This is a genomic window from Micromonospora sp. D75 (assembly GCF_018070405.1).
GTDB lineage: Bacteria > Actinomycetota > Actinomycetes > Mycobacteriales > Micromonosporaceae > Micromonospora > Micromonospora chalcea.
Genome location: NZ_JAGPXV010000001.1, coordinates 1 through 21,502, shown reverse-complemented (window position 1 = coordinate 21,502; position 21,502 = coordinate 1). Strand labels below are relative to the sequence as shown.

General features: G+C 66.1%; 12 protein-coding genes and 2 pseudogenes. 11 read left to right on the top strand and 3 right to left on the bottom strand.

The window, feature by feature from the left end:
- The first annotated feature begins 67 nt into the window (after nucleotides 1-67).
- Nucleotides 68-2,341 carry a DUF262 domain-containing protein gene (locus KBX39_RS00070; protein ID WP_210868574.1) on the top strand — a complete coding sequence of 758 codons (2,274 nt, stop codon included), beginning with the start codon at nucleotides 68-70 and terminating at the stop codon, nucleotides 2,339-2,341.
- A gap of 520 nt (nucleotides 2,342-2,861) precedes the next feature.
- Here the strand turns inward: KBX39_RS00070 and KBX39_RS00065 are convergent.
- Nucleotides 2,862-3,272: a hypothetical protein gene (locus KBX39_RS00065; RefSeq protein ID WP_210868573.1), complete on the bottom strand. Its 411-nt coding sequence runs from the start codon at nucleotides 3,270-3,272 to the stop codon at nucleotides 2,862-2,864.
- Nucleotides 3,273-3,682: 410 nt separating this feature from the next.
- Here KBX39_RS00065 and KBX39_RS00060 point away from each other — a divergent pair.
- The 3 genes and pseudogenes from KBX39_RS00060 (at nucleotide 3,683) to KBX39_RS00050 (ending at nucleotide 5,677) form a co-directional block, all read left to right on the top strand.
- Nucleotides 3,683-4,516: pseudogene (locus KBX39_RS00060) on the top strand (IS5 family transposase).
- Nucleotides 4,517-4,644: 128 nt separating this feature from the next.
- A pseudogene (locus KBX39_RS00055) lies at nucleotides 4,645-5,358 on the top strand (transposase).
- Nucleotides 5,359-5,443: 85 nt separating this feature from the next.
- Entirely contained in the window at nucleotides 5,444-5,677 is a 234-nt protein-coding gene (locus tag KBX39_RS00050) for a hypothetical protein (protein WP_210868571.1), read from the top strand.
- Nucleotides 5,678-6,177: 500 nt separating this feature from the next.
- Here the strand turns inward: KBX39_RS00050 and KBX39_RS00045 are convergent, their stop codons facing one another.
- Nucleotides 6,178-7,098, bottom strand: a complete 921-nt coding sequence (locus KBX39_RS00045; protein WP_210868569.1) for a hypothetical protein — start codon at nucleotides 7,096-7,098, stop codon at nucleotides 6,178-6,180.
- A gap of 370 nt (nucleotides 7,099-7,468) precedes the next feature.
- On the opposite strand from KBX39_RS00045, the gene KBX39_RS00040 reads away from it, so the two are divergent.
- The 5 genes from KBX39_RS00040 to KBX39_RS00020 are packed head-to-tail and all read left to right on the top strand — an operon-like array spanning nucleotide 7,469 to nucleotide 16,020.
- Entirely contained in the window at nucleotides 7,469-7,909 is a 441-nt protein-coding gene (locus tag KBX39_RS00040) for a hypothetical protein (RefSeq protein ID WP_210868567.1), read from the top strand.
- Complete coding sequence (locus KBX39_RS00035; RefSeq protein WP_210868565.1) at nucleotides 7,906-9,345, top strand: hypothetical protein; 1,440 nt, start codon at nucleotides 7,906-7,908, stop codon at nucleotides 9,343-9,345. The genes KBX39_RS00040 and KBX39_RS00035 overlap by 4 nt, the downstream gene beginning before the upstream one ends.
- Complete coding sequence (locus KBX39_RS00030) at nucleotides 9,345-10,406, top strand: hypothetical protein (protein ID WP_210868563.1); 1,062 nt, start codon at nucleotides 9,345-9,347, stop codon at nucleotides 10,404-10,406. The genes KBX39_RS00035 and KBX39_RS00030 overlap by 1 nt, the downstream gene beginning before the upstream one ends.
- On the top strand, nucleotides 10,394-14,782 hold the full coding sequence (locus KBX39_RS00025) for a DEAD/DEAH box helicase (protein ID WP_210868561.1): 4,389 nt from the start codon (nucleotides 10,394-10,396) through the stop codon (nucleotides 14,780-14,782). Before KBX39_RS00030 ends, KBX39_RS00025 begins: the two co-directional genes overlap by 13 nt.
- Nucleotides 14,783-14,802: 20 nt before the next feature.
- Nucleotides 14,803-16,020 carry a S1 RNA-binding domain-containing protein gene (locus tag KBX39_RS00020; RefSeq protein WP_210868559.1) on the top strand — a complete coding sequence of 406 codons (1,218 nt, stop codon included), beginning with the start codon at nucleotides 14,803-14,805 and terminating at the stop codon, nucleotides 16,018-16,020.
- A 529-nt stretch (nucleotides 16,021-16,549) separates the two neighbouring features.
- On the opposite strand, the gene KBX39_RS00015 is transcribed toward KBX39_RS00020, so the two are convergent.
- Nucleotides 16,550-19,432: a hypothetical protein gene (locus KBX39_RS00015; RefSeq protein ID WP_210868557.1), complete on the bottom strand. Its 2,883-nt coding sequence runs from the start codon at nucleotides 19,430-19,432 to the stop codon at nucleotides 16,550-16,552.
- 722 nt (nucleotides 19,433-20,154) lie between these two features.
- Here KBX39_RS00015 and KBX39_RS00010 point away from each other — a divergent pair.
- Together KBX39_RS00010 and KBX39_RS00005 are read left to right on the top strand one after the other, a co-directional pair.
- Complete coding sequence (locus KBX39_RS00010; protein WP_210868637.1) at nucleotides 20,155-20,358, top strand: AlpA family transcriptional regulator; 204 nt, start codon at nucleotides 20,155-20,157, stop codon at nucleotides 20,356-20,358.
- A 3-nt stretch (nucleotides 20,359-20,361) separates the two neighbouring features.
- Nucleotides 20,362-21,502, top strand: a 1,141-nt coding sequence (locus KBX39_RS00005) for a site-specific integrase (protein WP_210868555.1), incomplete at its 3' end; no start/stop codon positions are given.

The following is a 21,502-nucleotide window of genomic DNA, read 5'->3' as shown; positions in this document are numbered from 1 at the left end:
GTACAAGTAGTGACCAACGCGTAGCGCCGATCGTCCACGCCGCCCGTCGTCCCGAGGAGCACCGGCTGTGCCGCCCACCCTGTACCGCGACACCGGTTACTCGTTGAACCACCTGATCGAGGACATCAAAGTCGGACGCATCGGCCTGCCCGACATTCAGCGGCCCTTCGTCTGGTCCGCCGCCAAGACGCGGGATCTGTTTGACTCGATGTACCGCGGCTACCCCATTGGCACGCTGATGTTCTGGGAGACCGGCGCGGAGGTCGGCACCCGCCAGATCGGCTTGGAGTCCGCCAGCCGGGCACCGCAACTCTTGATCGTTGACGGTCAACAGCGGTTGACCTCACTTTTTGCTGTACTCACCGGCCGTCCTGTCCTCACCAAGTCGTTCGAGCAGCGCCGCATTCGCATCGCCTTCCGCCCCGAAGATCAAACCTTCGAGGTGACCGACGCGGCCATCGAGCGCGACGCTCACTTCATCCCGGACATCACGACGCTCTGGTCGAGCGGTTACAAGACCACCGTGCGTCAGTTCTTCGACCGGCTGGACCAGGCGACGGACCAGGATCTGTCAGACACGTTCAAGGACGATCTTGAGGAACGCATCGACCGCGTGCGCGACCTGCGCGAATTCCGGTTCCAGGTTGTCGAGCTAGGCGCGTCGGCCGACGAGGAGCAGGTCGCCGAGATCTTCGTCAGGATCAACTCCGAGGGCGTCAAGCTCAACCAGTCCGACTTCATCCTCACTTTGATGTCGGTGCACTGGGAGAAGGGCCGCCGCCAGCTTGAGGACTTCAGCCGGGCTGCCGTCGATCCCACTGTGACCGGCCCCAGCCCGCGCAACCCGTTCCTCGACCCCAGCCCAGACCAGCTGTTGCGGGTTGCCGTCGCGGTCGCGTTCCGGCGCGCCCGGCTACAGCACGTCTACAACATCCTGCGGGGCAAGGATCTTGAGACTGGCCGGGTCAGCCCTGAACGCCGCCAGCAGCAGTTCGAGCGCCTGGCCGCAGCGCAGGAGAAGGCGCTCGACTTGGCCAGTTGGCACGAGTTCCTCAAGTGCGTAGCCAATGCTGGCTTCCGCAGCCGCAAGATGATCACGTCGGACAACGCTCTTCTGTTCAGCTACACGCTATGGCTGATCGGCCGGCATGACTTTGGCCTCGACGTGTCGGCCCTGCGTCCGGTCATCGCACGGTGGTTCTTCATGGCGCACACCACCGGCCGCTATACCAGCTCACCGGAGTCGCAGCTCGAATCCGACCTGGGACGAATCGCGGGCCTCTCAACCGGCGACGCTGCCGCCTTTGTCGCGGAACTGGACCGCATCGTCGCCGCGAACTTCACCGGGGACTACTGGGACATCTCACTGCCGAACCGGCTGGACACCTCGTCGTCCCGCTCCCCGGTGCTCTTCGCCTATCTCGCCGCGCTGAATATCCTCGACGCCGAAGTGCTCTTCAGTGACCTGCGCGTGAAAGATTTACTAGATCCCTCAGGTGCGGCGCCGCGCTCCATTGAGCGCGACCGCCTGTTCCACCGCAAGCACCTTGAGTCACTGGGTATCTCGGGGACGCGGCAGATCAACGCGATCGCGAACATGGCGTACGTCGAATGGCCGGCAGCTGAGCGCAACAACGCTGACGCCCCGCGCGACTACCTACCCCGCATCGCGGAGGTGATCGATCCGGATACCCTGACCCGGCAGTCCCGCTGGCACGCACTCCCAGTCGGGTGGGAGCAACTGGACTACGCCACCTTCCTCGAGCGACGCCGCCAGCTCATCGCCCAGGTGGTCCGGGACGCCTTCAACACCCTCGCCGGCGAGCGCAAGAGATACGTGCCGGCGACCGCCGAGGACCTGATCGCCGCGGGTGAATCGCAGACCACGGAGTTCAAGTCCAGCGGCCGATGGAACCCCCACACCAGCCAGTACGACCCGAAGCTTGGGCAGATCCTCGTCAAGACCGTGTGCGGCTTCCTCAACGCTGAGGGCGGCATCCTGCTCATCGGGGTCGAGGACGACGGCCAGGTCCTAGGCATCGCGGACGACTTCACCACGCTCGGCACGAAGCAGAACACCGATGGTTACGAGTTGTTCCTCCGGCAGCTGCTCGACGACAACCTGTCCACTTCGACCGCGCAGACCGTACGCATCCGGTTCCCCCAGGTCGCGGGCAAGACGATTTGCCAAGTCAGCGTCGCGGCATCCGGCCGAGCCATCTTCGCCAAACCGGCCAAGGGCGGCGCCGGCGCGTCAGATTTCTGGGTCCGTGTCGGCAACGCGACGAAACAGCTCCACGGCGACGACCTCATCAAGTACCAGGAAGAGCACTGGGGGTGAGATAGACATCAGACCGCACAGGGTCACCCGGTTTCCCTGCATGCTTCCTACTCCCCTGCTGTCCGGCGGCACTACACTGTAGATGGATAGCAATCCAGAAGATTATCGGCGTGAAGTTCCGCCGGCGACTCGGAGGTTTTGGGCCGCGCCGGAAAGCATGCCGAGGTGCCCATCCCTGATATCACTCCTCCTGTTCATAGCGGCTACCGCGACGGCGCGCGCGGTGGTTGCCCAGGCATGGAGCCCTCGCGGGGAACGAGGAGACTTGAACCCAAAAGAACCTCTTGTCGAGCCCCCTCAGAACTTGTCATTGGTTGTCAAAACCCCTTGTAACGGAAAGTAGCCGGATCGGGCTTGTCATTACTTGCCTGAAGTGGTCGCTGAGCTGCAAGGACGTCACTGAGCCCTCACGACTCTTGTCACTGTTCGCCGATATTTGGCTTGGGTTTTCGGGGGGTAAACGGGGGGCAAGGTTGAAACGTCGTCACGTCTGGCCGTCTATCAATCGGTCCTGCCAGCTTCATAGGTCGTGTACCGACCGGACTTGCGGCAGCCCGTCCTCGGTCAACACGATCGTCACCGGGACCTCACGCGGTGGCGGCCTCTCGGTGGTATCCCGCAAGCTGCGGTGCGCGGGACATTCGCACGATGGCTGCAGCGGGTCCGGGCACCCGACGAGGGCAGACATCAGCCGCTGGACCCCGTCGACGTCGACCGGCCACAACCAGTCCATGTCCCACGGCTCCTCCCACGGCGGGTGGAAGCAATCGTGATCAAAGCGCACCAGAAGTCCAGCACCACACTCCGGGCAGGCCACCACGCTGCTCCAGCGATAGTTGACCTCGTGCCCCGAGGCACCGTGCGGAACGCCCCAACTGCTGATGAGCACCACCGTGCGCTGATCCGCCCGGCACACGACGCAGATGCCCATAGCCGCCCTCCCCTGCCGTACCCCCGTAACCACACCGTAGAGATCGACGACAACCCACGGGACGGGGCGAAGGAGGCGAACGCTGCGAGGGTCGAGATGAGGTGGGCTCGGTACCGTGACGAGGTGATTCCGAGTTGTCCCGACTGCCACGCCGCAGGCGTCCCCCTGCTCTTCGGCCTCCCGGCCCCGGAAGCCAGGAAGGCCGCAGCCGCAGGCGAGCTTGCGCTCGGCGGATGCATCCTCCCCGAAGAACCGGTACCGAACTGGCAGTGCCCACGGCAACACCGATGGCACGACGCCGATGAGCGGACATGGAACACGCAACTCCTAGATTAGAGGGCATCTGATCCGTGTAGCGGTTGATTCACATTCGGCCGTGGCATCGGCCGCTGCGGGTCGTTGATCGCGGCGTGGGTGCGAATCGGCGTGGGTATCGGTCGGACTTGTCGGATGAGCGGTGGGCGTTGATCGAGCCGGTGCTGACCGCGTGGCGGGCGGCGCGGGTGGGTTGGGGATCAGCCGGCCGGTGCATGACCTGCGGGAGATCGTCAACGCGATCCTGTATGTGGCGAGGACGGGTATCGCGTGGGAGTACCTGCCGCATGACTTCCCGCCGGCGAAGACGGTGTACGACTATTACGCCAAGTGGGCGAAAGGGACCACCCAGCGGATCCACGACCTGCTGCGGGAACGTGTCCGGGTCGCTCGGGGTCGGTGTGGGAGCCCGTCGGCGGTGGTTCTGGACTCGCAGAGCGTGAAGACCTCCTGCAATGTCAGTGAGTCCAGCCAGGGCATTGACGCCGCGAAGAAGATCAAGGGACGCAAGCGGCATATCGCCACCGACACCCTTGGTCTGCTTCTGGCGGTGATGGTCACTGCCGCGTCGGTGCAGGACTCCGCCGGCGGCCGGCACCTGCTCGACACTGTTTCGACCGACCATCCGAGCGTGGTCAAGGCGTGGGTTGACGGCGGCTACAACACCGCGGTGCGGGCGCACGGCGCCCGGCTGGGCGTCGACGTTGAGGTGGTGCCCCGCCCGGAAGGGAAGGGCTTCCACGTCCAGCCACGACGGTGGGTCGTCGAACGGACCTTCGGCTGGCTGATGCAGCATCGACGACTCGTCCGCGACTACGAGACCCTCCCTCAACGAACCCCGAGCGATGATCCACTGGGCGATGGCTAACACAATGAGCCGTTACCTCACCGGGGAATCCACCCCAACCTGGCGAAACGAAACCATCTAACCGGACCAACCTCGCCAACCGAGATCAGATGCCCTCTTAGAGGTCCTAACTTAATGATGTTGGGCGTAACCGACCGGATGTGAGGGTCGTTTCGTCTGGACGTGAGGAGGGGTGAGCAGCCGCCGTGGATTGCTACGGACGAGCTCCGGACCGAGATCGCGCCGCTGCTGCCACCCGACCACCACGCCGGCAGCAGTTTCCGGGCCGTAAGCCGCTGGATGACCGCAAGGTGTTGTGCGGGATCCTGTTCGTGCTCTACACCGCGATCCCGTGGGAGTACCTACCTCAGGAACTCGGGTTCGGCTCAAGGATGACCTGCTGGCGTCGGTTGCGGGGCTGGCTGGAACGACGCCAGCGTTTGGCAATGACTGCACGAGGTGTTGCTGGGCGAGCTGCGGGCCGCCGACCAGCTGGACATGTCGCGGTCGGCGTCCCCCTCGCCACGGCGCTGACTGGCGGCAACGCCATGACGTCACCCAGCTCATGCCCCTGGTCGACAAGATTCCCGGATCAAGGGCATCCTCGGCCGGCCCCGACAATGACCCGAGCGGCTCTACGCCGACCGCGGCTACGACTACGACTGCTACCGCTGGGACCTGCGGGCCAAGGGCATCACCCCGGTCATCGCCCGACGCGGCTTCGGCCACGGCTCAGGACGCTGGGTCGTCGAGCAGACCATCGCCCTGCTGCACTGGTTCCGCCGCCTCCGCATCCGCTGGGAGATCAGCGACGACATCCACGAAGCCTTCCTCACTCTCGCCTGTGCCATCATCTGCTGGCGCAGACTCCGACGCTCAAAGAGTGAGGAGTTGCAAGTCGAGGACCCGCGATCTCAATGGTGACCTTCCGCTGATTGTCTGCCCGGGGACGTACTGGGGACATAGGGCTGATGGAATCTGGGCAGGCGGGGCTTGACTGGACGCCCCGATGAGCGAAAGGGAAGCCATGGACACTGGCAACAAGTTCGTTCTGTACCCGAACGGCCAGATGCACACCTACTACGGTGGGGTGGGCCACCCCGACGGCTTCGGCCACGGTCACTACAACCACCAGAACGGCTACAACCGGCCCCCGGTCGCGGAGAACCCGCTCGGCTGGACCGCCATCATCGGAGCGGTCGGCAAGCCGAACATCGACGTCGGCGGCTCGCCTTGGTCTTGATATAGGTAGTTCTTCCTTCCGGCCGACACTGTGTTTGGGACGGGCTTCGCGTAAGCGGAGCCCGTCCCGTTACTTGCCGAACCTCGCCCTCGTCTAGAGAGGGAGAACGGTCTTAGCACTGCACTGAAGGGGGCCAGGCTACGAAGCACTGCGCCTGTACATTCTCCTTTGATAGCCGGCTGACGACTGCGGCGACACATCCGGTGGTGTTGGTTGCGGTCAACGGTGACTACCCGTGCACCATGTGGGTTCGTCTATGGCTGGGAGTGTCACGTGGCTGTTCGAGTCAGGGATGGTGACTGGAGCTGCATGCGAACTAGCGGGCGAAGACGTCTCGTGCTTCGAGCGTTGGCGATTGAAGTACAGGTGCCGACGAGCGATACGCATCGCGGGGCAGGCAATTCGGATGAGCGCGATGAGGCAGGAGAGGATATCGGCAACGAAGGCCAAATCCGGCAGCAGATTCGTCATGTCGGTAGCCTGAACCACGGACATCCCGCTTACGTCTCCGGCCATCGCCAGCGGAAGCCGATGACAGTCTGCTCCACGTAAGGCAGGCATATGCTTGCCGTACCAGACGGCTGAAGCTGCACCTTCCGATCTTCTACTGGCTGGCCAAGTATGTGATCTGCCCAAACGGAAAACCAGACATATGTGGGGAAAACCGGCGGCGCGAAATGGACCGCGAGAGTGACGTTCGCTGTGCGTCCGCGTGCTGGGCGACGTACCTCGGTGACGCCGTTGCCGAACTCGTAGCGGCTGGCGTACTCCAAGCCAGCACGTTCGCCAGCGCCGAGAACGTGCTCCAGCACGATGTCGTCCGCTATCAAGCCGTCGGCGTACTCGTAGTGCCGGCCGATCCGGCCGCCGTGGATAACGTCGATCTCAGTTACAGAGGACTCATGGTTGAACAAATAGCTGTCGACGCCGTCCTCCTTGGCCTCGATGCACTGAACGGTCCGGCGCAGGGCGAGGTTGCGCTCGCCGTCAACGTAGTACCGCTCAAATAAGGACACCGTTCTGTGCCATTGCCGGCGAGCCATACCTCGGGGGACGGACACGGTCTGCGCGATACCCTCGGCGCCCGAGTAGGTGCGCCACAACTCCCGCTGATCCTCCTCCGCCATCGCGAAGGCGTCGATGAACTGCTCCAACGTGGAAGCGGTGAGTCGCTGGCCAGTCAACGCGCGGTTTACGAGATTCTTCAGCTTCAACGGTAGCGTGAGCTCGGTGTCTGGCCGGACGCCCTCCTCCCAAAGATGAAGCGCGATCACCTTTGCTACGGCTCGTTGGTTGATCTCGCCGCGTTGTCGATCTCCATGCACCCGCCACGCCCGTACGTAGGCCGGCCGGCTTCCTAGCAGCTGTCGCAGCAGCGCCCCGGTCGCGGCCACGCGCCGCTGCTGACCGTTGGCGTCCATCCACGTCTCCTTCCGGGGACGTACTGGAGACACTTGGGTGATGTGATGCGTGGGCAATTGTAGTGAAGTGAAAACGCGAGACGCCGCCGCCGTCAAGACGATTTGGAGGACATCCCCTCACCCGTTCGGAGGATTGCCAGACTGTCGGCCAACTTGTTGGGCGGGCCGCGATCGGGTACGTCGCTCAGTGACGCTCAAGCATATGGTAACAATCCGCCATTCGTGCTGCTCTACTTATCGTCCTGCTGTGAGTTCCTTGGAAATCGCGGCTCGAGCGAACGTGTAAAGGTGTGAGGGACAGATGGGATGCGGGAATAACGAGGTCGGCCGGGAACACTTGTCATCCGACCCGGTCCCGGTTGAACAAGTCGTGGCCGATCTGATCAAGGCGGCGCCTGTAGTGCCTCCGCCTCCGGTCCGCCTGCCGCGTGCACCGGAGAGCAGGCGATGGGGCCGCGAGCGCGTGGATGGAGAACGCCAGGAAGTAGGGCAGATGTACTACTACGGCGCAAAAGCAGAAAGTCTAGATGTCGAGGCCCCTGCGTCGAAGGTCGACTACTTCATCGGGCCAGACAAGCAGCCGACCGTGGACCCGAACCGGCACATCCACGTCATCCACAATGAGAAGGATAAGACCGTCATTCTTGTCGTGACTGATCGGACTTGGAGCGCGAACAGGGCAGACCAACACCCGATCAGGATCGAACTTCCGGACGATCCACCCGGTAACGCCGTCAACCAATGCATCTCGGCGCTGGTTGATGTGATGAACGCACTTCCACGCGGTCCGCGCGAGGAGCAGTGGCCGTGACGGCGCTCACCGAAGCGAATCCAGTCGCGCAAAGCCTCGGGCGGGTCTACGCGATCTCCTGGCCCGCAGAGGTCGCCCGGATGCTGATCACTCCCCACGGAAACGACTCCGCGATGTCGCTGCCGGACGCGTACGCGCTGCTCGCCCGCTTTGGCGTAGACCTTCCGCAGGGGCTGCTTCCGCTAGCCGTTGTCGATGAGGGCTCGATCGCCTGTGCGGCGCTCACCGAGTGGGGCCCCGCCCGTGCTGGCGACGTGCTGCGTCTGCACCTGGCCGACGTAGACCCCATGTTTCAACTGCGCCTGCTGGACGTCGACCCGCTCGCGTATGTCTCGTCGATAAACGAAGAGCTGGCAGCTCATGGGGAGGGCCTTCGCCGGATGCTCGACGAGATCGGGCCGGCGTACGAGGAGACATACCTGCGCGTGGAGAAGCGGCCACGCGACTTCGTGGTCCGTCCGGTCCGCATCGCCTGCCAGAACGTAATTGTCGGCTTGGCCGCGATCGCGCAGGACTCCGCATTCGACGGCCTGTCAGTGGTCGCCTGGCAAACCTGCGAGGTGCCGCACGTCGCCGCGCACGAGGGCAACCGGGCGCTGGCCGCGCTGACACTGTGCGACGCGTTCCGCAACGGCGGCACCATGGAGATCCGGTTCGACCGGGACGCCCGGGTATTGGCGAACAACCGGCAACGGTTCTACCGCGGGCATCCGGAGAGGCGGGTGCCGGCGAGCCTGCGCCGGTTCGGCCGGACTGTTGGCGCGCTCCTCGGCGCCGAGGACCCGGCCGCGATCACCCCGGTCGAGGCACGGGATCTCTTCCTAGCGATCACCCCGATGCCGGACCAGCTCGCCGCCCATGTTCGGATGGCGATCACAACGTACGGGATCAGCCCGGAACGGATCTGCTTCACGCTGTTGTCGCAGGTGTGGCGAGAGATCGAGCTGGACTACCTGTTGGCGACCACCGCTCGGGTGGCGTCCATCCTGGCCGGCGGTGCATCGTGGCAGCAGCGCGGCGCGCGGCAGCCGGAGTCCGTTGTGTGCCGCGCCGCAGTGATGATCGGGATGCTGTTCAGACGGCTCAACTCGACCGATGCGGCCGGGGCCGGTCCTGGCGAGACCCGGGTCGTCGAGGACCGGAACAACGGGGTCACCTGGAGCATCGACGACGAGACCGGCGTGGTGACCTTTAGTGGCCTGCCACGAGGTGGAACAGTTCCCTGGACGCACGGCGTGACCTGCGATGGCACGCTGACCGTCCGACCTTTTGGGCCGCCGCCCGCGCCAGGTGTGGTGGATGCGGTGGTGGTGCCCGCCGACGTGGCGGCGCCGGAGTTGCCCGCCGGTGTGGCGCTGCTGCGCTGCCCGGAACGGCTGCCCGACATCGACAAAAGCATTGAGGCCCGGTTGCTGAGTTCGAGGATTTCCCGCTGATGGCGACCGAGGCGGCCTACCTGGCTGGGGTCGTAAAGGACGACACGCTCGCCCGGCTGATCGAGGACATCGAGTCGGCGGCTAGCCGCGCCCGTAAGGCGGAGCCGGGTGACCGCACCGACATCGCCCGGTTCGAGGCGCTGATGACGCGCCTGGAGCAGCGAGCCGCAGGCGTTGACCGTGCGGGGCGATTGCCGCTGCCGGACCCTGCAGCCTACGCGGAGGTCACTCTGGTGGGGGATGATCCTGCTCGGTGGCCGGGCGAAATGCCGGCCAGCGTGCGTGCGGCGGCCACCGCCATCGTGGCGCGGGGACTGGTGCCCGTGCTGGTCGTGGAACCGCTGGATGCCGGCGTCACGGCGAGACCGGGTGACGCGCAGTCCGCGCCGGATCCCGCCGAGCGCTGGGATGCCGGGGGCGCCCGCGGCCGTCGGGCCGTCGAGGCGCGGTTCCGGGCGCAAATCTGCGAGGCACTGTCTGGGCCCAAGCCGCGGCCGATCGCGCCGAGCGGCATTAACAACTCGGTGGTAACCGAGATGCTGCGAGAGTTCGCGGACGCCGAGCCAGGCGTACCGGCGCGTCGCGTACCGGTGGAGTACCGGGACGGGTCGCGGTCAGCGAATCCGATGCCGTTGCGGGCGCTGCCGCTGCGCGGCCAGCTGGAACCGAGTGACCTCACGCTGCGGTTCGCCTTACTGTCCATCCGGCACACCGAGATGGACGCGGTGGTGGACGGCGCGTGGCTGCGCAACGCGGAGATCTCCCGGCCACGCCCGGCTGCACAGACCGACGACCTCGTCTACGACATCACCCGGCAGCAGCTCGACGAGCTCGCCCGGCACGGCTCCCGCGTGCGGCTCGACCTGTACCAGACCGGTCTGGAGACCGCGGTGGTCGGGTTCTACAAGGCGCTCGCCGACCATCTGCTGGCGCATCCGCGAAGCGTGGCGGTGCAGCCGATGTACTACGACGGCGCCTCACCGGCCGGCGAGCGGGACCGCTCGGCCGGGATCACTGTCGACAGCGCGCCGTTCCGGAAGGGGACGCCATGGACGATGTGACCGAGCGGCACCGCGGCGCGTCCACCTCGCACATGCGGGCGTTCGTCTGCAAGGAGTGCCAACGAGAGGTCGAGCGGCTGGAGCGGGAAGTCGCCACGCTGGAGCAGGCATCAGGGCGAAACTGCAAGCGGCTGGCGAAGACGCGTGCCGACCTTCAGCGGCGCCGCGACAAGGCCACCTACAACGAGAACTGGGCACGCAACGTTATCGAGCGGGGCGGATCGCGGTCGGACCGGTGCCGGGAGCACCGGCAGCGGCACCGCACGTATATCCAAGGCATAGCGGTGGCCTACATCGACCTGGAGACGGTGGGTGAGATCGCCGACCGCACCAACCCGACTGGGCCGCTAGGCGGGTCGGGCCCGTTACCGACGGTGCACGAAATCGTCGAGAACACCAGCTACGACCTGCAGAAGGTCAACGTCGGCATGACCGACGAACACATCGTCGAGATGATCCGGCTGTTGCGGGAGCGGCGGGTGCTGATCCTTAAGGCGGGGACCGGTACGGGGAAATCGACGTTCGCGCCGTACCGGTTGATGGACCCGCCGTCGGAGTCGCAGACCGGCCTGCCAGCGGATGCCCCGTTCGGTCGCCTCACCGAACTTGGGCCGATCATCGTGACGGAACCGCGAGTGCAGGCCGCGGTGGGGGTGGCCACGTTCGTGGGCGCGGTGATGTCCGGCGCTGGTGGGGTCGGCCCCGGCTACCCGGTGGGCTATCAGGTCTCCGGGGACAGGGCCCACGACGAGGCATGCGAGCTGATCTACGTCACCGACGGCACGATGATCAACTGGCTGCGGGAGGGGCGGCTCAGCCGGATTGGCACGGTCATCGTCGACGAGGCGCACGAGCGCAGCACCAACATCGACTTCATCATGGGTTTCCTGCGCCGGGAATTGGACCGTTACCCGCACCTACGGGTGATCATCACCTCCGCGACCTTCAACGCCGAGTTCTACCAGGAGTTCTTCGGCGGCCCCGACGTCGGACACGTGATGGAGGTACCGGCAGAGAAGTCCTTTGGCTACGGCATGCCGCTGTTCCCCGCCCTCGACACGCCGGAATCCGGCGAGGACGACGTGCTGGAGCGGTGGCGCGATGAATCGCTGCCATTGTCGGGCCAGCACCCCCGCGACGAGAAGGAGTTCCTGCGTCGGCACTGGCCCACCCGCCACGCGCCGCCGCTTGGCGAGGACGACGTCCTCGACCCGGACGACATCGGCTACCGCGAGGACGTCTGGCACACCACAGCCCAACTGCTGGACCTGCGCTACACCAGCCAGGTGCCGGCCGCACGGTGGCGCGAGCGGATGCCCGCCGAGATGACCGAGTTCATCGTCCGGTTGACCAAGGGCCTAGACGAACGCGGCATCTACGGTGACATCCTGGGCTTCCTGCCTACTCGGCGGACCATCGATCCGGTCTGCGCAGAGATCGAACGGCAGCTCGGCCGGGCGTACGAAGGACACGTCTTCCCGCTCATCTCCGCGCTGGGCAAAGAACAGCAGCGTGCCGCCCTGGCCAAGCGTCGCAAGGGGGACCCCCGCAAGATCGTCATCTCGACAAACCTGGCCGAGACGTCGTTGACCGTCGAGGGCGTCCGGTTCGTCGTGGACAGCGGCGTCATCGCCCAGTCCGAGTGGGATCCGGAACTTGCCAAGGGCGACATCCCGACCAAGCCCCACAGCCAGGCCGGCATCAAACAGCGCTGGGGGCAGGTCGGCCGAAAGGCGCCCGGCTGGGTGTTCCCGCTCTATACCAAAGGGCAGTACCTCGACCTTGCCGAGGACACGCCGCCTGGCTCTACCCGGGAGAACCTGGAAGCGCTGGTGATGACCGCCCGGATGGGCGGCATCGATGACGTACTCACCTTCCCCTGGCCCGCGGCGTTCGAGCCGACCACGACCGAACTCGACGACACCGCCCGGCAGGCGATGCGGACCTTTCAGCGCGAGCTGGTCCGCGCCGACGCGGCGCTGCGTGCCGGCGGCGCGGTCGACGGCGATGGTCACCCCACGTCGTTCGGCCGGGAGCTGATCCGGTTTCAGGGGCTGGGTTCCACCGGCAGCGCACTCGCCATCTTGTACGCGGACCGCCTCGCCTGCGTACCTGAAGTCGCCACAGTCCTTGCGCTGCTGGAAGATACCCGCCTCGTCGGCCGTCGTGGTCTCCTGCAGGACGACCCGGAGTGGCCGGACGAATGGCGGCTGGAGGCTGCCGACCGGCATCGCGGCCTCGCTTCGCTCTGTGCCGACGACGCCGAACTGGTGCTGCTGATCGCGGCGGCCTGGGACCGAGCCGACCCGGCGAGCGCCCCCTGGGAACCGTCCAGGGCCCGGGAGCGCTGGACCCGGCAGTGGTGGCTCAACCACGACCTGCTGCTGGAGACCGCGCAGAAACGCCAACAGATCCTCGCCGCCTTGTCCCCGGCTATGAAGGACGAGGTCAAACGCTTCCTTGAACTGTCGGTGATCGACCGAGTCCGCGGCGTGCTCACCCGGTCACTGGCCGGGCACCGGTTCCGGCGCACCGATGACGGGCTCTTCGGCAGGGCCGATCCGCAGGCCGGCGAGGACACCGCGTTCGCGTTAGAGGACGATACCTTAGTGGTGCCCGCCGCCGCCGAGGTGATCGCGCTGCGGCGCCGCGAGGCATGCACAGACAGCCGCATCTCCAACCTGGTCATCGCGCAGCCCTGGGCGCTGGCCGAGCCGGGCTCGGCACAGCCCACCGGCACCGCCGACGCCACCCGAATGGTGGTGGCCGCGTCCCGGCACGCCCCGACTCGGCCCGACCTGAGCCGGCACCTGGCGATCCTCGCGAGTTGGCCGGTCGGTCAGCGGATCCGACTACGCACTTCCACTGCCGGGAAAGAAGCTCCAGAAACCGCCATCGACGAGGTGCTGGCCACGATCGAGCCATTCCCGCAGCCCGTGGGTGAGACCACTCCCGGCCGCCGGCGCCGTAGCCGACGTGCCGACCCTGACGACGCCGAGGCCACCCGAGCCGACATCGACGGCGATCTGCGCCCCCAGACCGGCCGGATCGGATACGCCGACGAGCACACGCTGCGCGAGAATGCCTTCCGGCGCAACGATCTTGAGGTCGACGCATACGCGGCCTGTGGCGCATGCCCACGCTGCCTTGCCGGCCGTACCGCCGCATGCGAGCAACTAAGCCGCCGAGAACCAACGGCAGCCGCCCGCGAGGACCCGGTACGCGAATGGCAGGCCGCCGCCCGCCGCGGCATCGACGTGTCCACGCCGCCCGTCGTAGTGCCAGGCCGCACCCTCGACGAGCAGCGCTGGTACGAGGTCACCAGCTACCGGCCAGGCAACGGCGAGGTCGCGGTACAGCTGCGGCCGGACTGGCGAAACGGTGCCCAGGGCAACCCCGCCCAGCACCAAGGCGTGCAAGCGGGCGACCCGATCGAAGTCCGCGTCGGCCCCGCCCTGCGGCACCACGGAGGGGCCCTGCGGTCCTTCGAACGAGTCGACGGCCGGGGTCGGTTCGTGCTCGCCGAGGCCAGCACCCACCGCGCGGACCTACAGGAGAAGCAGCGCGAAATCGCGGTGTCGCTGCACCGCGGCGCGCACGGCCTCCTAGACTCGCTGCAGCCCGGCGCGACCCTGGTCGCCACCGTGATGCCGGCCCGCGCGCGGAACTGCTACACCATCACCCTGCTGGAGCTGCTGCACCAGCATCTCAGCAAGGCATCGCCCGGATCCGGCATCGAGTACCAGGCGCCGGACCCGACCCGGCGGGTCGCCGCCCGGACCAAGCTGTACAACGCCATCGTGTCCCAGCCGCCCAACGACGCAGGATACGCGCAGGCGGTCCTGCTGCATCGGGACTCGGCACGCGGGATCCGGCACCTAGTCACCCTCCCGGCGCGGCCAACAGCCAATGACGAGGCAGCCCCGGCGATGACCATCGGACAGCCGCTGCTGCTCAACCTCGTCCGGGACAAGTCGCGGCTGGACGTCAGCGACCTGGACCTAGCCGAACTGCGCGACATCGTCCGGCATTCGAACCGGCAACTCGACCTGACAGGCGTGGACGACGACACCGAGGACAAGGAGTTCGCACCGCCCGGCGCGGTCCTACTGGCCCGCTCCGACAAGCCACTGTCACGGTCCGCAGCGATCCGCCTCGCCCAGCTCAGCGACAACCCGCAATGGGCGAACGAGGTGTGGTCGTTCTGGGCACGATCGCACCACGTCGCCCTCGGCAACGCACCGGCTTACCGCTCGGGCACCCGAACCGAGCCGGTCGAGATCACCGCTGACGTGGTCATCGCCGTCGAGTCGCCGCTGGAGCAGCAGCGCCGGCTGACGTCGCGATACACCGAACAGCATCCGGCCGCTCGGTAATCGAGGCCAGCGCGCTGCGCGTGACCGGCCACGGTGTCTACGTCGAACTCGTCCCCGGCCTCGAAGGGCTGATCCCGATCCGGGAGCTGAGCTGGACGTTCGTCGAGGACCCCGCGACGGTGGTAACCCCCGGCGAGATCATCCGGGCCCTGGTCACCGCCGTGCCCGAGCCACCGAACAAGATCGAACTGTCGATGCGCCAGCTCACCCCGAAACCGTACGTGCGCTACGCCGCCCAGCATCCGATCGGCGAGCTGATCGAGGCGAACGTCAACCGGATCATTGATAGCCATGTATTCGTCGAAGTCGAACCGGGCGTCAACGGCGTCGTGCACATCTCCGAGCTCTCGCACCAGCGGGCGTCCGGATGCGCCGACGTAGTCAGTGAGGGCGACACCATCGCCGCCAAGATCATCGGGTACGACGACCGACGCGAGCAGGTCGAGCTTTCGGCGAAACGGCTCCAACCGAGCCCGTACGAGTCGTTCCGCGCGACGCACCCCGTACACGCCACCGCGTACGGAATGGTCGACTCCGCCACCCCTACCCACGTGTACGTCGACCTCGGCGACGGCGTGATTGGCGTCGTCTACGTCCGCGACCTGGCACACGAACGCGTCGAGGACGCCGCCACCATGGTCCACAGCGGCGAGACGATGATTGCACTGATCAAGGGCTACAACGACCAGCGTGAACAGGTCGAACTGTCCCGCAAGGCCCTCATACAGAAGCCCTATTCGGCGTACCGCAATCGGCAGAGTGCTGGCGACCGTGTCGACGGCGTGGTCATCCGGGTCGCCCACCCGTTCGTCCACCTCGACCTCGGAGACCAAGTCACCGGCCGGATCCACGTCAGTGAACTCGACCACACCCGGATCGACGACCTGGCCGCCAGCTTCCCAGTCGGCACCCGCGTCACCGCTCAGATCGTGGAGTTCAAAGACGACCGCGAGACCGTTGTGCTATCTCGCAAGGTACTGCTGCCCCCGCCGTACGAACAGTTCAAGTTGTGGTACGCGGTAGGCGCCGCGGTCCAGGGCACCGTCCGCAACATGAACAACTCGTTCGTCTACGTCGACCTGGCCGGCGGCGCAAACGGAATCATCCACATCAGCCGGCTCGCCACACACCGGATCAACCACCCCAGCAGTGTGGTCACCCTCGGCCAATGGGTGTCGGCTCGCGTCATCGCCTTCAACGACGAGCGGCGGCAAGTCGAACTGTCCCTCCGAGACTGACTGTACTTCGGACCGAAGCGAGCGACCGTCGGTGGTGCTCGCCCGAGACCAAGCGGGCCTCGCCCCGGCCTGGCCTGTCGGCGCGGATCGATGGCCTTGTGGTGACGAGGGAACTCGCCCTCGTGTACCTTTGGGGTTCGACCGAATGTCCATAACCACGCGTCGGCGTCAGGGCTAGTGGCTCGTCATGCAGCCTTCCACGGGTAATCCGGGTGGGGGTCGGGGCTCTGCGTTGATCACCGCGGATGATCGCCTGCCGCGCGTCTCTGCCACGGCACTGAACCGCCCCGGATTCTGTGGAGACCCGGACTTCAACAGAGTCATGAACGGCCTGCGATTGGAAGTGATCGACAACGGCCAGCGGTAGGGGTCACGTCGGATGAGTCGGCCGAGCTGAAGCGGCTGCGGCGGGAGAACGCTGAGTTGCGGCGGGCGAATGAGATCTTGAGAGCCCACGTTGCCCGGCGGGCCGCCCGGCGTGTGCGGTTTCGTTGCTTGGGGTGCGAGCGGAAGATGGTAACGCAGGCATTCAGATAAGATCCGTAAACTCCATCGAGTAGTTCTTCCCAGGGTTGTGGCCGCTGGCCAAAATATCTCCTGTCATCGCCAGCCGCCTGAGCTCCTCGTGACGCCCCAGCCGGGCCAAAAGCTGCAGCAACTGGTTGTGCGCGCGTCCGTCACCAGTCACGACAAGCTCCCGCAGTTCGTCCTCACGGCCCAGCGAACCCCACAACTCGATAAGGCATTCCCGGGCCGGCCGATTCCCGGCCGCTGCCATGGCGCGCAGGTCATCCTCGCGCCCTGCCGCTAGCAAGAGGTTCGCCAAGTCCTTGCTGGCTTCCGGGCAACCCCGTCGTACCAATCCGCGAAGCTCCTTCTCCCGGTTGAGGCGCCGGAGCAGAGCCGTATACTGCCAGACCACCGTCACCTCTCCGCCCGCCGCCAAGTCACGGAGTTCATCCAGGCGTTCCTGTCGAGCTAGTAGCTCAGCCAAGAACAGCAAGGCGCCAGAGTCCGGGCCCTCGTCGGCCCAGGCCCGCAGTTCTGCCTCACGGCCGTCTTCAGCGAGCAGGTGTCCCCAGGCACGTACGGACTCATCAGCCAGGTCGCCCTCCTCCGAGTCGAACAGCGCCTCGTATTCACCCAGAGCCTCGTCCACCCGCCCCAGGCTTTCTAGCAGCCGTGCGAGTTCGAATTGGGCGTTCTCGTCGCCGGCATCGGTGAGGTCGCCAATTGTTGCCCCTCGGCCCTGGTACCCCAGCAAGCACAGGTAAAAGAACTCGCCTGCCGGATCCGCCAGCTCGTAGAGCCTCCGGAGCAGATCCTCCTGCTCGCGTTCAAAGAGCTGCTCAGCCAGGTCCCACCACTGAAGTCCGGTCGTTTCCGCTGCACGCCAATGCTCCAAGACGTCGTCGAACCGATCCTCCTCGATTGCGTATTCGGCGAGCGCGTAGTGGGCCTCAGCGCACCCGCCCGCCGCCTGCTCCCTCAGCAAGTCGTACCGCTGCTGGTTAACGAGCATGCTGACAAGACGCCACCGGGCATCCTCGCTGTGCTCGAACACCCGGATCAACAGCGGACGGGCCGGCTCGACGAACCCAAGCTGGTGAGCACGCCGGCCGAGGCGAGCCAGGTCGTCTAGATCGGTGACATGAGCGGCAAGGATTTTCCACAGCCCGACAGGCACGGCAGCATAGTCACGCCCAATGGCACCATGCTGCTGCAGGTAGTCGGCCACATCGTATCCGGCGATAGTGCCGATCTCGGGGCCCGGCACGGGAAAAATCGCCCGGACCGCGCCACGTAACTGACGGCTTGCATACGCCAGCCCGTCCTCGAACCACGTGGCCGGCGCCTCCGCGAACTGCTCACTCCTGAGGTATAGCGGTGCGGCCGCGGTGAGCAACCCCGCGGTGAGCGGTTCCCGGATCCGAAGGGCACGGAGGTCGACAGCCGCGCTGATCAAAGCTGCACCGTACGGCTGGACGGCCGCCCCGCCCCGCCAGAGGTCCATCAGGTCCGGCGCGCCGGCCAGATGCTGGGCCACACCGTACCGCGGGTCGCCGAGGGCATCGTGGAGCCGTCGATCGCCGCTGGTATTGGCCACGCTCAGCAGAGTCCGCCGCTCCGGCTCACCAAAGTCGTCCGGCACTCGTATCGGTGGTTGCACCGCAAGGGCCAGCGCCTCCCGCATACCTCGCCCCGGATCATCCATCGCGCCTTTCGCCGACTGCGGAACGGCAGTCATCCGCTGATAAGCGTCGCGCCAAACCAAATAGACGACCACGACTGGAGCCGAGCCCTCACCCTCAAGCAGCGTGGCCAAGTCGCCGGCAGTGAGCCCGTCTGGCCCTAGGAGCCGGACTGCGGGCGTGTCGTCGAGCCACACCACCGTACGGCCCGAAATCTGGGCGCCAGCGCGGCGGACCGCCTCCGCGTCGTCCGGTAGAAGAAGCCGCCAGTCGGCGAGCTCCGCCCGGACGGCCTCGAGCAGGCTCCGCGACTTACCCGTGGACGATCCACCGACAACGACCACCATGCCACCGTTCACGGCCACCCGGCGTAGCTGGGCCCGCAACAGGTGGTCGTGCTCCCGCGTCACGTACGGGGGCTGCCCATGTTGGTTAGCACCACTCGCGGCGGGGTGGACACCAACCTGCTCCGGCGGGCAGTCTGCCACGGCGACCACACGCCACGTACGTCGCTCGATGGTCTCCTTAAGCAGCATCGGGGCACGTCTCAGGCCGTACTTTCGCAGCCGGTCCTCAATCAACGGAGCAGTCAGCTCCACACCGAGGTGCTGGACAACCAAGTCACCGATCCCGACAGCTGCGAGAGCGCCGGCCGCACCGTCCAAGAGCTGCCCGGCCAGCAACCCGTTGAGCTCAGCCACATCCCGTTCGCCGTGGCACTCGATCCAGGTGCCACGGAGAACTCGCCATGCAGGTTCGAGGGCCCCGAGGTTGTTCACAGTAGCCAACTCCGAGAAGGCCTCCTGAAGGTCCTGATTGGGCAGCCAGTGATCAACAAAACTGCGAGGGTCACTGGCGCTACGGGCGTTGTCGCACAACTCCTGCGCCACACGCGCCGGAACACTCGAGACCAGATGGAACTCCCGGCCTGCCCTGACGTGGTGGCGGGCATTGTCCCAGATCCCCATGCCGAGCAGAGACCGGACCGTCCAGCCGTTCGCGACGCCGTTCTGCCTCTTGACTTGGTGAACCTCGACGGCACCGGCCCGTCGGTAGGTAAACTCAACACCCTTGGCGAGGTCGCCGACGTCCTCGACGGTCAGTGACCAGCCGCTCCCAGCCAGCACGTGCAGTACGTGGCGAACCGTCCAGGCACCCTCGTACCGGTTGCCGAACTTGTCGGATTCCCCGCCTCGTCTTGGGCTCATAATGCCGGCCATTATCGCGCGTTCCGACCCAGCGTCCTAAAACTGGTTATGACCAGAAGACGACAACGCCGGCCGCGGGCCCTGATTAGCCCTCAGCCGTATCCGGCTGGTCGGAGCTTCTCCCATTACCCGGGACGGTTCCATGGGCTACTGCACTCCGTGGAGCGCCTGGCCGCCGCCACAGCGCAGCAACAACCGCCGGACGCGGCCGGGTGGCAGCACGTCGAGCCGACCGCTAGAGTCGCCCAGGCAGGCAGGTGGCCATGAAGCGTGAACTCGGCACGCGCCCACGGGACGAGGGAGTTGAACCCAACACAACCTCTTGTGGAGTCCCCTCAGGACTTGTCATTGGTTGTCAAGACCCCTTGTAACGGAAAGTAGCCGAAGTGGGCTTGTCATCACTTACCTAAGGTGGTCGTTGAGCTGCAAGGACGCCACCAAGGCCTCACCGGCTCTTGTCACTCTTCGCCAACATTTGGCTTGGGTTTTCGGGGGGTAAACGGGGGGCCAGGGTTGAACGTCCACCACGTCTGACCGTCTATCAACCGGTCCTGCCAGCCTTATAGATCGTGCACCGACCGGGCTTGCGGCAGTCCGTCCTCGGTCAACACGATCGTCACCGGAACCTCACGCGGTGGCGGGCTGCCGGTGGTCTCGCGCAGCCTGCGGTGCGCGGGGCATTCGCAGGATGGCTGCAGCGGGTCCGGGCACCCGACGAGGGCAGACATCAGCCGCTGGACCCCGCCTCCGAATGGCGGCCAGACCCGCTCCTGACCATCGACGACCTCGCGGCCTGGCTGGGCAAGCCCAAGAACACCCTCTACGCCTGGCACAGCCGAGGCAAGGGCCCTCGCGCCATCCGCGTCGGCAACACCCTGCGCTACCGGCGCAGCGAGGTCGAGCGCTGGCTCGAAGACCACACCGACGCGGAGCGGTGAACCATGGCCCGACCTGAACTGGCCATCGGCACCTCCGGCAAAATCCGGATCGAGAAACTCGGTCCGAAGAGATTCCGGGCACGCGCCCGATTCCGCGACTACGACGGCATCACCCGCGACATCGAAGCCACCGACACCACCGGGCCCGCCGCCGAACGGACCCTGAAGGCCAAACTCCGCGACCGTGCCACCCCCACCGAAGACGAGATCACCCGCGAAACGCGCATCAGCGGCCTCGCCGAACTGTGGGTCGAAGAGATCACCGCCGAGGAACGCATCGCGCCACAAACCATCCACCGATACGCGACCAGCGTCCGCACCTCGATCCTGCCCGCCCTCGGCAACCTCCGAATCCGGGAAGCCAGCGTCGGACGCCTCGACCGGTTCCTGCGCGACATCGCCAAGGACCGCCCTTCAGCCGCCAAAGGCGTGAAGGTCGTACTCAGTCAGATGTTCGCTCTGGCCGTACGCCACGGCGCCATCCCCACCAACCCGGTCCGCGACACCGGCCGACTCCGTAAACCCCGCCGCACCGTCGTCGTCCTGTCCGCCGAGCAACTCCAAGCCGTCCGTACGGCGATCCGCGAATGGCAGCGACCGATCCCTGGCAAGCCCGGGCCTCGGCACAGCGGCGACCTGGCCGACGTCGTCGACCTCATGCTCGCCACCGGCGCCCGTATCGGCGAGATCCTCGCCCTCCGCTGGGAGGACCTGGACCTCGCCGCCGAACGACCAACCCTGACGATCTGCGGAACGCTGGTCTTCATCAAGAGCCAGGGCTTCTTCCGACAGCCCTGGACCAAGAGCGACGCCGGCTACCGGAGGGTCGTCCTCCCCCGGTTCGCGGTCGGCATGCTCATGGCCCGCAAACTCACCACCGCGGACAACCCCCACGACGCGATCTTCGCCTCCCGACGAGGCACCTGGCTCTCACCCAACAACGTCCGCCGTCAGTGGCGCCAGGCCCGCGCCGAAGCCGACCTCGACTGGGTCACCCCACACACCTTCCGAAAGACCGTCGCCACCCTCATCAAGGAGGAGATCGATACCAAGAGCGCGGCAGCGCAACTCGGGCACTCCAGCGAGGAGGTCACCGACACCTACTACATCGCCAAGCCGGTACAAGCCCCAGACGTGTCCGGCA

Bases quoted from the DNA above. Each gene is read 5' to 3' on its own strand.
- KBX39_RS00065 (WP_210868573.1), bottom strand. From the start codon at position 3,272: ATGGGCATCTGCGTCGTGTGCCGGGCGGATCAGCGCACGGTGGTGCTC.
- KBX39_RS00050 (WP_210868571.1), top strand. From the start codon at position 5,444: ATGAGCGAAAGGGAAGCCATGGACACTGGCAACAAGTTCGTTCTGTAC.
- KBX39_RS00025 (WP_210868561.1), top strand. From the start codon at position 10,394: ATGGACGATGTGACCGAGCGGCACCGCGGCGCGTCCACCTCGCACATG.
- KBX39_RS00015 (WP_210868557.1), bottom strand. From the start codon at position 19,432: ATGGCCGGCATTATGAGCCCAAGACGAGGCGGGGAATCCGACAAGTTC.
- KBX39_RS00045 (WP_210868569.1), bottom strand. From the start codon at position 7,098: ATGGACGCCAACGGTCAGCAGCGGCGCGTGGCCGCGACCGGGGCGCTG.
- KBX39_RS00030 (WP_210868563.1), top strand. From the start codon at position 9,345: ATGGCGACCGAGGCGGCCTACCTGGCTGGGGTCGTAAAGGACGACACG.